This is a genomic window from Streptomyces coacervatus (assembly GCF_029223485.1).
Classification (GTDB): Bacteria; Actinomycetota; Actinomycetes; order Streptomycetales; family Streptomycetaceae; genus Streptomyces; species Streptomyces coacervatus.
The window spans coordinates 118,049-130,290 of record NZ_JARHTP010000020.1; the positions used below are offsets into that span (position 1 = coordinate 118,049).

Consider the following 12,242-nt stretch of genomic DNA (forward strand, 5'->3'; position numbering starts at 1 on the left):
TGGTGCGCCCGGCCCGGCCGTCACTGTCCACCAGGACGGCCGGGCCGGGCATGAGTACCCGTACTCAGACGGCTACAGGCTCATGCCTGCCATCGTGCGCTCAAGGGCGTTCGCGTACAGGCGCGCGCCCCCGATCTTCGGGTGGAACGACTGGGCCGACAGGCCGTACTGGTTGATGAGCGGCCAGTCCTTGATCGGATCGTCGGACTTCACCAGCGTCTTGACGATGCCGTGGACCTGCTCCGGGTCACCGCACACGCCCTTGCCCGCGAAGTCGCTCTTCGGGTTGGAGAACCACACGTTGATGCCCGAGGCCTTGGCGTCATCGGCCGCGCCCTGCATCGCCGCCGACAGCGTGTCGGCAGTGTCGTCGAGCCAGGCCGCGGATGCCTCCGACAGGCCGATGGCCATGCCGGTGAAACCGATGTTCAGGCACGATCCCTTGTCGGAGATCAGGGGCGGGTACCCCATCAGGACGATCTTCGCGTTCTGAGCCCTCTTGTGGATCTCCTTCAGGACCCTTGTGATGTCCGGCCGGACGACCTGGCCCATGAGACCCGGAACGGCCGTCTCCAGGGGCTGTCCGAGGAACTGCTTGTCCCGGCCGTTGACGCTGTCGTCCGTCTTGTCGAACGTCCCGCTCTGGCAACTGCCGTTACCGATGGACAGCAGGCACTTCTGGACGATCTGCGAGAACCGGGAGTCGTTGCCGCCGATGGAGATCGTGACCAGGGTGGTGTTCTGGTCCAGATAGCCCTTGTCGATCTGGGGCACCTCGCCGTTCTGGCTCTCCCCCTTCGACAGCGCGCTGTCGGCACCCACATCCTTCGGCAGAACGTTGTAGGTGCGCGCACCCGAGCACGCGATCAGGTGGTAGTCCATGCTCGGGTCCAGTGAGTCGTCCAGCTGACCGATCGACTTCGACGCACCGGGCATCGTGGCCTGACGCGACCACGCCTGGGTGGACCGGTGGCAGGCGTTGCGGGCGTTGTCGTCCAGCTTGCTGCGGTAGTTGGTCTCCGGGTAGTAGTCCCGGTCGCCCTCGGAGGCGCCCTCGCCGGAGGAATACGAGTCACCCATCGCGACGACCACGTTCTTCGGCTTGCCCGGCAGCGGCTGGAACGCGACCGAACCCCACGCGATGTCCTCGTCGGCCGTGCCGTCATCGGTGACGTTCGACAGCATGACCACCGGCCGCCCCGTGAAGTGGAACGCGCCCAGGCTCACCCATCGTCCCGCACGCTGCTGCACGGACCGATCGGGGCTCTTGCTGTCGGTGTTGACGACGTGGTACTTCGCCTGCCTCGTCTGCGCGCCGGTGTCGGGCAGATGCACCAGGACACGCGCCCAGCCGAGATCCTGCCCGAGAGTCCAGACGCCGTTGATGGCCATCGGGCCGCCGTCACCGCCGAGGTGGTCCGCATTGCGGGTGTGGGCGTACCAGTAGTGGCCGCCGTATCCCCCGCCGACCTGGTGCAGGTCCTCCTTGCCCTCGAAGTGGTTGTCGGAGTCGGGGAAGAAGCGGAAGCCGAAGGTTCCCGCCGAAGTGGTGTTGCCGCAGTCGGACCATGTCGGTGTGCCGTTCGGCACCGAGGCCACTACCTTCGCCCCGGAAGGGGCCCCGGTGCAGACTGGGGTGCCGTCCTGCAGACGATGCCCCTGCCCGGGCTCCGAGATCAGCGTCTGGTACTTGATGTTCTCGTGCCCGCAGGTGGTCTTGCAGAGGGGCTTCCAGGTCACGTTGGACTGGTTCCACCAGTACTGCTTGTAGCAGTCCTCGTTCGAGCAGTTCGGCGGAACGTTCGGGTCGCAGTTGTTCTTGGTGTTGCAGAACGCGTCCAGCGGCGGGGAGACATTGCTGCGGTCGCCCTTGCTGATCCACCAGGCAGGCTGGAAGCCCGCCGTATTGAACCCGGAGTCACCGGGCCAGTCCTGCTTGCCGTCGGTGCCGTAGGAGAAACCGGTGTCCATGGACCAGGCGGCCCAGCCCATCACCTTCTCCTCGTACGGCCAGTCCTGCGGATGCGCGGCGTCCTTGTTCGCGGTCGGGCCGTCCACGTCGGTGTCCATGAACGGATGGCCCCAGCTCTTCTTGTAGAACGGGTTGGCCGGGTTGTTGTACCAGCCCAGACCCCAGTGACCGGCGTTCTTGCCCGCGTCCGCGGCCGGGTTGAAGCCGAGGTTGTAGTTCCACACGGCGGTGAACCAGTTCTCGACCATGGACGGGTCGTCGTCATTGACGGTGACCGTCTGCCCGGCGGCGTGGACCTCGTTCCACTTGTCGGCCAGGATCTGCATCGCTGCGGCGATGTTGGTGGCGTAGTCGACGGCGACGGCCTTCTGCAGGCCCGGCGACAGGGCCTTCTCCTTGTGCCCGTTGGCGTCCGTCTTCTCGTGGCCGGCCAGGCGCATGCCGTCGGTGACCTGTCCGACGCCGTACCCGCAGTCGGACTTGTCCCAGTGGATCTTCCAGTACGCGTCCGGGTCGTTCTCCACGGCCTTGCGGCCGTAGTAGCCGTCCATCGCGGCGAGCGGGTTGCCCATCTGGCCGGGGATCGAACCGCCCTCGGCCTGCCACAGGTTGGACTCCTGCGCCATGATGCCGAGCAGTACGTTCGCCGGGATACGTCCCTTGCCGTCACCGCCCGCCAGCTTCGGCACCGGGAACAGGCCCTGAGGGTCGATCGTGCCCAGGCCGGTCTGGCTGCGGTAGCCGCCCTGCCGTAGGTACTGGGAGCGCAGCTGGCCGCGTACGGCCATGTCGACGGCCCACTCGACCTGGTTCGGCGTCGGCTGCAGCGCCTGCGCGTCCACGTCGTTGCGGGAGACGGCGCAGATGCGGTCGGTGTCCCGCGGGTCCACCGCCGTGGTGGGGTCGTTGACCCGTGCCACCGAGGACCCCTTGCTCCTGCCGCCGGCGATGGGGAGAGCGGGGCTTGGGTTCTTCCCGCTCGGTGCCGTCGTGTCCGCGACCGACTGGGTGACCTTCTCACCGGTGGCGGTGGCCGTGCTGGTGACGGTCACGGGCTGGTCCCCTGCCACGGTCTCCGGGGTCGGCCTGGTGTCCTGCGGGGCGGGCTCGTTCCTGGTGAACCCCTTGCCCGCGGTCTTGATGTGAGCCAGACCCGCGCGGATGCCCGGCGTGAGGACCGGTTCTACGGCGAGGCGTCCTCGCGTCGAGATGTCCGTGTCGGCGGGGGCGTCGATCCGGGTGATGCCGGTGCCTCGTACTTTGGGGGCTCCCTCGGGGTGACCAGTGAGGAACACCCGGCCCGCCTCGCCCGGCATCAGGTCGAGGTCGCCCAGCTTCCCGGTGGCGACGAGGGCCGGCCTGCCGTGCCCGGACCACAGCTTCGCCTGAGAGGACTTCGTGTCCTTGCGGTCGACGAAGGCGATCTTGCCGCCCTCGGCGGGCCGGATGTCGAACGGGACGCTGTCCCCGGTGGTGAGGTCCTTCACCTTGCCGGCCCGGTCGATGTGCACCAGATTGTGGCCGCGCGCGGCCACCACACCGTCCTCGACCGGTACGGCACTGGTGATCTCACCCTTGAGGTCCGCCCTGCCCAGGGACTTTCCGGTGGTGTCGACGGTCACCACACGGGTCTTCGTGCGGGCCGGGTCGTTGACGTCCCGGAAGGCGGTGAACGCGGCTGTGTGCGTCCGGGTGTTGCAGGACGGGTCGAAGTAGGCCAGGGACACCGTGAACGGCAGCTTCGTCACATGCCCCGTGGCCGCGTCGACGATGGCGGCGAACGCGCCGCCCTGCATCAGGTCCGGCTTGTTCGTGAAGGCGCGCGGCGCGTACACGGCCGCGACGTGGTCGCGGTCCATCACGCACTGATTGCCGATCCACGAGTCCGCCGTCCCACCCGGCTCGGACAGTTCGGCGGCCGTCTTCCACGCGTACGCCTGGCTGCTGTCGGCGGTGAGGATCTTGAACCCGCCGGTGTCGGCCGCCCCGGTCACCGCTCGGTCCGTGGAGGTCTTCCAGCCGGCACCGAGCTTCTTGCCCGGATCCGTCACGCGATGGGGAGGGGAGGGTGTGGCGTGCGAGCTGCTGCCGTGGCCGGGGCTGGGGGTCGGCGCGGCAGCGGCGGGCGCCGCCTGCAGCAGTCCGCCGGTCAGGGCCGCGCAGGCGGCCAGGGCAGCCATGGGCAGGTGTGGTCTTTTTCTGCGTCTCAAGAGAGAGCTTCCCCGTTTCTGGTGGAGAGGATCCCCTGCCTGGTCGGGGCAGGGCTCGGCCGCCCACCCCCCGGCGCGAGGGCAAGGGGGTGGGCGCGAGTGCGCAGCGAGTCGGCCGGCGGTGGAAGTGGCAAAGGCGGTGGTGTCAGCCCCGTGGACTCACCGGACAGTTCACGCGAAGAGGCCGTTCTGGACGACGGTCGGGAAGAGAGCCGAGACCGGGGTTCGCCAGGCCTTGTATTCGTTCCGAGAGGGGCAGGCGATGGTCAGTCGCAGGCGTCGACGTGGCGTTCCCGGTTGATGATCGCGACATCCCCCTCCCACATCAGGGCCGTCACCATGACACAGCGCGGTTGGAAGCCGGAGTCATTGCTCTCGATCTTGACCGGACCCGCGTAGTTGGAGAAATTGCCCTCATCGGCCTTGCACGTCGACGAACACAGCTTCAGCTTCATGTGCTTCCTGGCACCGAGGTTGTTGTCGAAAACGGCGCACGCCCCCGACTTTGCCGGTGCCGTGACTTCCTTGATGTACGTGAACAGGGTTCCGAACCGGCGGGAGTCCGGAAGCGGTTCTGCGGTAGCCAGCTTGTATCCGCTCCCGCACAACGTGACGCCGGCTCGTACCGCTGCGGGATCAGCCGCCGCGAGGGCACGCGTCTGCAGATCGAGCGCGGCGCTCGGTGAGTCCTGTGCCAGGGCCTGCGGAGCTGCCAGAACCGAAGAGATGGAAGCTGCGGACAGAGCAAGAGCAGGCAGCCATTTGCGCATGACGATTTCCCCCGTCTTGAAGGCACAAGGAGACCTGTCCATGGCGGCATGCGCGCGTGCGGTCCCCGTTGCGCCGAGAATGTTTGGTCGTCCGCTCCCGTCCCGCCCGGACGATTCGGGCAGGCAGTTCCCCAACTGGCCGGGAGCAGCGCGTCACTCTAGTCACATTGTCCGCGGCAGTCACAAGGGAATATGACTCGACATGGCGGGGAGGTGATACTGCCGGCAAGTAAGCGGAATCCTCGAAAACAATGTGCGTCCTTACATCTACTGCGGAAACGGAGTCGCAGGGCACGCACAAACCATGGCGAGAATTCACACCACACCGGCCCGCGACTACGTCGGCCGCGACCGCAACACGAACTCAGGTGTCCTCGTACAGGCGAGGCTCAGCCGGTGACCGCCCCGACCTCGATGTCCGCCTCCGCCCGGGCGGCGTTCCGCGCCGTCGCGGCCGCCGGGTCGGTGGCACCCTCCGGGCGCAGACGGGAGATGGCGGCCGGATGGGCGACGGACGGCAGGATGTGACGCCACATCACGGCGACCCGCCCGCGCAGGTCGGCTCGCCGGTTGATGGCCTCGGACACCAACTGGACACCGGTGAAGGTGGCGACGACGAACTCCGCGGTCTCCCTCGGCACCACCTGGGGGAGGACCTCGCCCTGCTCCTGCCCCTCGGCCAGCAGCCGGGTGGTCAGGTCGAACCAGTCGCCCCACGGGTGCGTGCCGTTGAAGAAGACACCCTCTATCGACAGCCGCGTCCCCGCCCTGGCGAGGGCGTCATGGCGCAGCACATACGCGAACTGGTGCGTGATCTCGATGACCGACTGCAGGGGCGAGAGCCCGGGCTCCACGCTCACCAGGCCGGTCTGCTCGTCCATGATCGCCTGGGCGAGAGACTCCTTGGACGGAAAGTGGAAATACATCGCGCCCTTGGTGACATTGGCCCGGCGCAGGATCTCCGAGGTGGCCGCGCGCTCGTAGCCGTACTCGGCGAACACGCTCGCTGCGGCTTCCACGATCGAGCGGCGGGTCTGCACCGCACGAGCCTGCTTGGCCATTTCTTTCCCTCCGGGGCGTGCCTGGTGCGGCCAGCCTACCCGACCATCCGGTCTGTTTCTTTGGAGTCTTCGACGGGGAAGGCGGGTACAGAGACACCTTCCGTAGCAGCCCACCCCTGCCTGGTGGTGACCTGGGCCACGTGGCTCAGATCACGGTTCCTTGAAAGAAAAGGAACCGTACGGTCTGTTTTCTGACCCGGCGGGCCGCTTGCACAGCCGGCAGCTCCCGACGTTCCATCTGGGAATGAACCCCCACAACAGACTGCGCCCGGCCCGCCCCGACGCAGCGGTCCTCGTCGCCGGCGGCACCGGGTTCATCGGCTCGGCAGCGCTGCGCGCACTCACCGGCGACCGGCCACCGCGGCCCGGTGCGGTGAAGGCACTGGTCAGACGGGTACCGGAGGCATCCAGCGCGGTGCCCGGCGTCGAATACGTCACAGGTGACGTCACCGACCCAGCCGCACTGCGGGGCCTGTGCGACGGCATCCACACCGTGCTCCACTGCGTCTCGTACATCGGCGCCGACGAAGCCACATGCCAGGCGGTCAACGTCGACGGCACCCGCACCCTGCTCGCCGAAGCGGAACACGCCGGGGTCCACCGCACCGTCCTGGTGAGCACCACCGCCGTCTACGGCGCCGGACCGCACCGCGACCTCACCGAACACGAACACACCCCCGCACCCACCTCGGCCACCAGCCGCACCCGGCTACTCGCCGAACAAGCCGTACTCGCCGCCGGCGGCACAGTGCTCAGAGCGCCACTCGTGTACGGCACCGGGGACGTCTGGTTCGTCCCCGCCCTCGCCGAACTCCTGCAGCGCGTACCGGCGCTGCCGGAAAACGGCCGGGCCCGGCTCTCGCTGGTGGCCGTCGACGACCTGGCCCGGCTGCTGGCCACCCTCGCCCGCGCATCCGAGGCCCTCCCGCCCGGCACCGTGCACCATGCCGCCCACCCGCACACACCGACCCTGCGGGAATTCGTCGCCCTGCTCGGCGACACCCTCGGCCTGCCCGTCCCCCAGGACGGCCTCACTCTCGACGACTACCTGACCCGCCTGCGCCAGACGCCCGGAAGAGCCAGCGCACACCAGGCCGGACTGCTCGCAGAAGACCGCTGGTACCGCTCCCCGCTCTGGTCCCGCCTCGACTGCCCACCCGGCCCGGGACACCGGATCCGGCTGGGCGAATCGGCCGCCTGGTACCGGGACGCGCTGGCGCCGCGGACGCCGGCCGCGAGCGACAGCACGTGAAACCCCCACACGTGTTTCACGTGAAACACAGCCGTGGGGCGGAAGACCCTCAAGTCTCCCGCCCCACACCGCAGTTCGTCCCACAGTCCCGCAGTCCCACAGGACGTCACCGGCCGTCGTCGCGCCGCGCGGCCTCCTCCTCGGCCTCCTTGGCCTGCACCTCCGGGTCGAGCAACGACTGACCGCTGCCGTCCACCGACGACAGCCGGCTCGACTCCGGCACCTCCGTCGCAGCGGGAGGCTCGACCAGCCAGTCCGGGTTGGCCTGCTTGTCCCACCACTTCCAGGCGGCGAAGGCACCGCCCGCGAGAGCCCCGAGCACCAGCAGCACCTTCGCAGCACGGCCGGCCCTCGCCCGACGCTCATGCCTACGGGCCAGTTTCTGGATCTCCTTCGGCGAGACCTGACCGCGCAGCGCAGCCAGCGCGGCGGCACCGCGCGCCGCGGCCTCGTCCTTGACGGGCCCGGCCGCGGCCACCGCGTGCTCCAGCCTCGGCCGGGAATAGTCGGCGGCCTGCCGAGCCGCCTGCCGGGTACGGACGGCAGCCTCATGGGCAGCCTGGTCGACCTTCGGCGGCACGTGTGTACGGGCCTGCTCCAGGCGCGGCGCGACGTAGACGTCGTACTGGACGCGGGCCTGGTCGGCGGCCTGGGACACCTTCGGCGCAAGCCGTACGCGTGCCTCGTTTGCATAGTGCGCGGCCCTGTCCTTGGCCGTGTCGGCGTAGGGCGCCACCACTTCCGCGGCGTGCAGCACGCTGTCCTTCGCCGAACCGGTCGCGGCGCGCACGCTGTCGATGCGGGTCACGGGATCCTCCTCCTCGGTGGCGTACGGTAATTCGACTTTCCACCCTTTTACGGATCATGCCTGTCAACAGCCCCCGGGGCATGTGAGGGCGGGCATCCGGGTCATGCATACCGACTCCGGACCATCTCCGATCAAGAGCTGAGCAAGAGCCGATCGAGTCCAATAGAGGATGAATACGGGGCAACGGGCGCTTGTCGTCGACAATGCCACGGATCGCCTCCGAGCGCCCCCGGCCCGGACGTACTCGACCGGTTTTCTGCAAGCGAGTTCCCCCGATGCGCGCCCATAGACGGGCGCCGGGCGACGCACGGCGCGGACCGTGCGAGGATCAGGGGGTCACAGGAAGACAACGGAAGGCAGATCGTGGCTGAGCAGCTTTACGCCACCCTGAAGACCAACAACGGCGACATCGAAGTCCGGCTCCTGCCGAACCACGCGCCCAAGACGGTCCGGAACTTTGTCGAACTCGCCACGGGCGAGCGCGAGTGGGTCAACCCCGAGACGGGCCAGAAGTCCACGGACAAGCTCTACGACGGCACGGTCTTCCACCGGGTGATCAGCGGATTCATGATCCAGGGCGGAGACCCGCTGGGCAACGGCACCGGTGGTCCCGGCTACCAGTTCGAGGACGAGTTCCACCCCGACCTCTCCTTCAACAAGCCCTACCTGCTGGCCATGGCCAACGCTGGTCCGGGTACCAACGGCTCGCAGTTCTTCATCACCGTCTCTCCCACGACGTGGCTGAACCGCAAGCACACCATCTTCGGCGAGGTCACCGACGCCGCCAGCCAGAAGGTGATCGACGCCATCGCCACCACCCAGACCAACCCGCGCACCGACCGCCCGGTCAACGAGGTCGTCATCGAGTCGGTCGTCGTCGAAACCCGCGAGGGCTGAGACCTCACGAGGACTGAGACCCACGAGGGCTGAGGCCTACGAGGTCTGAGACCCACGAGGGCGGAACCCGAGAGGGTCGAGTCCCCGCACAGCAGGAACCAAACGCCCCGCTCATCCGTAAAGATGGGCGGGGCGGTGCATTTGCGCACGGCGCCCGTACGACGACCTAGGGGATCTCATGGACCAGGCGCCAGGCAGCCCACAGGGCCCGGAGGACCAGGGACCCCCGCCTGCCCAGAGCCTGCCCGGCTGCTACCGCCACCCCGACCGCGAGACCGGCATCCGCTGCACCCGCTGCGAGCGCCCCATCTGCCCCGAGTGCATGGTCAACGCCTCCGTCGGCTTCCAATGCCCCGAATGCGCCCGCGGCGACTCCGGCACCGGACACCGCCCAGCCGCCGCCAGGCCCCGCACCATCGCCGGCGGCACCATCACCGCCGACCCCCGCCTGCTCACCAAGATCCTCATCGGGATCAACATCGCCGTGTTCATCGCCGTACACGTGCGGACCTCGCTCCTGGACCACCTCGTCCTCATCGGCGAATGGCCCCCGGCCCCGTTCAACCCCACCCAGGGCGTCGCCGAGGGCGAGTGGTATCGACTCGTGACCTCGATGTTCACGCACCAGGAGCCATGGCACATCGGCTTCAACATGCTCAGCCTGTGGTGGCTCGGCGGACCACTCGAAGCCGCTCTCGGCCGCGCCCGCTACCTCTGCGTCTACTTCGTCTCAGGCCTGGCCGGCAGCGCCCTGGCCTACCTGCTGGCCTCCCCGACCACAGCCACACTCGGCGCCTCCGGCGCCATCTTCGGCCTGTTCGGCGCCACCGCCGTCCTCATGCGCCGCCTCAACTACGATCTGCGGCCCATCATCGCGCTGCTGGTGATCAACCTGATCTTCACCTTCAGCTGGAGCGGCATCTCCTGGCAGGCCCACATCGGCGGCCTCGTCGCCGGCGTCATCACCGGCTACGCCATGGTGCACGCCCCGCGTGAGCACCGGGCCCTCATCCAGTACGGCACCTGCGCGCTCGTCCTGGTCGTAGTCGTGGTCCTCACCCTGCTCAGAACGGCCCAGCTCACCTGACGTGGCCGGTTGTCCACAGCGGGTTGCCAATCTTGTGCATGGTGTGCGGGAACAGCTGTGCCCCCTGTCACTGACCCGTGTTTCTGCAGGTCAGGCAGGGGGCGAACAGGTTTGCGGTTGCCGGTGTGCCAGTCACATCGGCGTCAACACCCGATGGGTTATCCACAGATGGTCGTTAGATGGTCGTTCTTTTCCCCAGCGTGTGGAAACCGGCTGTGGATAACTCGGCGGATAGCCCTGGGCAGAGCTGAGTTCACCGGCTCGTGGCCGTTCCTTCGGCTGTTACTTCCACTGGGTGGAGACGCCGAATCCGGCGGCGATGAAGCCGAAGCCCACCACGATGTTCCAGTTGTCCAGTGCGTCGATGGGCAGTGAACCGTCCGTCACATAGAAGACGACGATCCAGGCCAGGCCGATGACGAACATGGCCAGCATCACTGGCGCGACCCAGGCGCGGCTGTTCAGCTTGATGCTGGTCGCCTGCTTCGCCGGCGGCGGCGTGTAGTCGGCCTTCTTGCGGATACGTGACTTCGGCACGAGGGTCTCTCCTGTCGATGCGCTGCGTGGCCGCGCAGGGAACTGTGGCTGGCTCCGGAGCAGCGTACAAGGGGACTCTTAGCGCTCCCCCGGGCGTCCGTTAGCGTAGTGCTTCCGCGGCGCCGAAGGAGATAAGGGTACGTTGAGCAATTCTGCCGACTCCCCCCAGGACGGATCCAGTCCTGCCCGTGAACGCCGTTTCCGGCCGGTGCGGGTGCTCACGGTGGCCGTCTTCGCCCTCGCGGGGCTCATTTTCTTCACCAGTTTCAATACGGCCAAGGGCACCAATATCCGTACGGACACGTCCTTGCTGAAGCTTTCCGACCTCATCCAGGAGCGCAGCCGCAAGAACGGCGAACTGGACCAGTCCAACGGCTCGCTGCGCCATGAGGTCGAGTCCTTCGCCGAGCGCGACGACGGCAGCAGCAAGGCGCAGGACGAGAAGCTCGCGGGCCTGGAGAAGAGTGCGGGCACGCAGAAGCTGAAGGGTGAGGCGATCACCGTCACGCTCAATGACGCCCCGCCGGACGCCACCGCCAAGCTTCCCGGCTATCCCGAGCCGCAGCCCGACTACCTGGTCATCCATCAGCAGGACCTGCAGGCCGTGGTGAACGCGCTGTGGCAGGGCGGGGCCAAGGGCATCAAGGTGATGGACCAGCGGCTGATCTCCACCAGTGCCGTGCGCTGTGTGGGCAACACCCTGATCCTTCAGGGGCGTGTCTACTCACCGCCGTACAAGATCACGGCGATCGGTGACCCCGACAAGCTGAACAAGGCGCTGTCCGCCTCCACGGCGATCCAGAACTACATGGTGTACGTGAATGTGTACGGCCTCGGCTGGAAAGTCACTCAGGACGGGACGGTGACTCTGCCCGGCTACTCGGGCACAGTGGATCTGCACTACGCCCAGCCCGTGGAGTGAACTGAGCCGTTTCGGGAGCTGCCGGTGCGCGTCGTCGTCAGGACCGTCAGCGAACTGTGTATCACTGTCGGGACCCTGATCGTCCTCTTCGTCGTCTATGTGCTGTTCTGGACGGGTGTGCGGGCGGACGGCGCGATGAACCATCAGATCGATGTCCTGCACGACCAGTGGGCGAGGCAGACGGCGCATCCCGCGGCGAGTGCGGGGGCCGGCATTTCGGCCGCTCCCAGGGAGCCGGCGCCGTATGTTGCGGGAAAGCCCTTCGCGATCATGTACATCCCGCGGCTTGGTTTCACGTGGAACAAGCCCGTGCTCGAGAACACGGCCGTGAGCACGTTGAAGAAGGGGCTCGGGCACTACGCGAACACCGCGCAGCTGGGGCAGGAGGGCAACTTCGCGGTGGCGGGACACCGGCGTACGTACGGAGATCCGTTCGTGGACTTCCCGAAGCTGCGGCCCGGTGACGCTGTGGTGCTGACCGACGGGACCACCTGGTTCACGTATCGGATCGACAAAGGGCCCTACAAAACTGTGCCGACGGATGTTGAGGTGATCGATCCTGTGCCACGTAAGTCGGGGTACACGCAGGAGGGCCGTTATCTGACGCTCACCACGTGCGATCCGGAGTGGGGGCACAGCCACCGGCTGATCGTGTGGGCGCACCTGGATTCCACACAGCCTGTGGAGGCCGGGAAACCAGAGGCGCTGCGCCGTTAGTCTGGTGCG

10 protein-coding genes are annotated in these 12,242 nt (G+C 67.6%); 5 read left to right on the top strand and 5 right to left on the bottom strand.

Annotation, left to right across the window (positions count from 1 at the left end; genetic code table 11):
• Window positions 1-72 precede the first annotated feature (72 nt).
• From P2Q00_RS39145 to P2Q00_RS39155, 3 genes are all read right to left on the bottom strand, one after another.
• Entirely contained in the window at window positions 73-4,152 is a 4,080-nt protein-coding gene (locus P2Q00_RS39145; protein WP_275779102.1) for an SGNH/GDSL hydrolase family protein, read from the bottom strand.
• A gap of 296 nt (window positions 4,153-4,448) precedes the next feature.
• Window positions 4,449-4,952, bottom strand: a complete 504-nt coding sequence (locus tag P2Q00_RS39150) for a hypothetical protein (protein ID WP_275779103.1) — start codon at window positions 4,950-4,952, stop codon at window positions 4,449-4,451.
• Window positions 4,953-5,341: 389 nt separating this feature from the next.
• Window positions 5,342-6,013: a ScbR family autoregulator-binding transcription factor gene (locus P2Q00_RS39155; protein WP_425579541.1), complete on the bottom strand. Its 672-nt coding sequence runs from the start codon at window positions 6,011-6,013 to the stop codon at window positions 5,342-5,344.
• A 244-nt stretch (window positions 6,014-6,257) separates the two neighbouring features.
• Between P2Q00_RS39155 and P2Q00_RS39160 the strand changes: the two genes are divergently transcribed.
• Window positions 6,258-7,265 carry an NAD-dependent epimerase/dehydratase family protein gene (locus P2Q00_RS39160; RefSeq protein ID WP_275779104.1) on the top strand — a complete coding sequence of 336 codons (1,008 nt, stop codon included), beginning with the start codon at window positions 6,258-6,260 and terminating at the stop codon, window positions 7,263-7,265.
• A gap of 106 nt (window positions 7,266-7,371) precedes the next feature.
• Here P2Q00_RS39160 and P2Q00_RS39165 read toward each other — a convergent pair whose 3' ends face one another.
• Window positions 7,372-8,073, bottom strand: coding sequence for a DUF5324 family protein (locus P2Q00_RS39165; protein WP_275779105.1), 702 nt, complete (start codon window positions 8,071-8,073; stop codon window positions 7,372-7,374).
• A gap of 363 nt (window positions 8,074-8,436) precedes the next feature.
• On the opposite strand from P2Q00_RS39165, the gene P2Q00_RS39170 reads away from it, so the two are divergent.
• Window positions 8,437-8,970 carry a peptidylprolyl isomerase gene (locus P2Q00_RS39170; protein ID WP_275779106.1) on the top strand — a complete coding sequence of 178 codons (534 nt, stop codon included), beginning with the start codon at window positions 8,437-8,439 and terminating at the stop codon, window positions 8,968-8,970.
• A 178-nt stretch (window positions 8,971-9,148) separates the two neighbouring features.
• Window positions 9,149-10,057 (top strand): rhomboid family intramembrane serine protease, encoded by a 909-nt coding sequence (locus P2Q00_RS39175; protein ID WP_275779108.1) that lies wholly within the window; start codon window positions 9,149-9,151, stop codon window positions 10,055-10,057.
• A gap of 282 nt (window positions 10,058-10,339) precedes the next feature.
• Here P2Q00_RS39175 and crgA read toward each other — a convergent pair whose 3' ends face one another.
• A complete protein-coding gene (gene crgA / locus P2Q00_RS39180) occupies window positions 10,340-10,594 on the bottom strand; it encodes a cell division protein CrgA (protein WP_275779109.1) in 255 nt (84 codons plus the stop codon).
• Window positions 10,595-10,736: 142 nt separating this feature from the next.
• Here crgA and P2Q00_RS39185 point away from each other — a divergent pair, with 142 nt between their 5' ends.
• Window positions 10,737-11,516, top strand: coding sequence for a DUF881 domain-containing protein (locus P2Q00_RS39185; RefSeq protein ID WP_275779111.1), 780 nt, complete (start codon window positions 10,737-10,739; stop codon window positions 11,514-11,516).
• 24 nt (window positions 11,517-11,540) lie between these two features.
• Window positions 11,541-12,233 (top strand): class E sortase, encoded by a 693-nt coding sequence (locus P2Q00_RS39190; protein WP_275779112.1) that lies wholly within the window; start codon window positions 11,541-11,543, stop codon window positions 12,231-12,233.
• Window positions 12,234-12,242 lie beyond the last annotated feature (9 nt).

Bases quoted from the DNA above. Each gene is read 5' to 3' on its own strand.
- P2Q00_RS39145 (WP_275779102.1), bottom strand. From the start codon at position 4,152: ATGGCTGCCCTGGCCGCCTGCGCGGCCCTGACCGGCGGACTGCTGCAG.
- P2Q00_RS39175 (WP_275779108.1), top strand. From the start codon at position 9,149: ATGGACCAGGCGCCAGGCAGCCCACAGGGCCCGGAGGACCAGGGACCC.
- P2Q00_RS39160 (WP_275779104.1), top strand. From the start codon at position 6,258: ATGAACCCCCACAACAGACTGCGCCCGGCCCGCCCCGACGCAGCGGTC.
- P2Q00_RS39155 (WP_425579541.1), bottom strand. From the start codon at position 6,013: ATGGCCAAGCAGGCTCGTGCGGTGCAGACCCGCCGCTCGATCGTGGAA.
- P2Q00_RS39150 (WP_275779103.1), bottom strand. From the start codon at position 4,952: ATGCGCAAATGGCTGCCTGCTCTTGCTCTGTCCGCAGCTTCCATCTCT.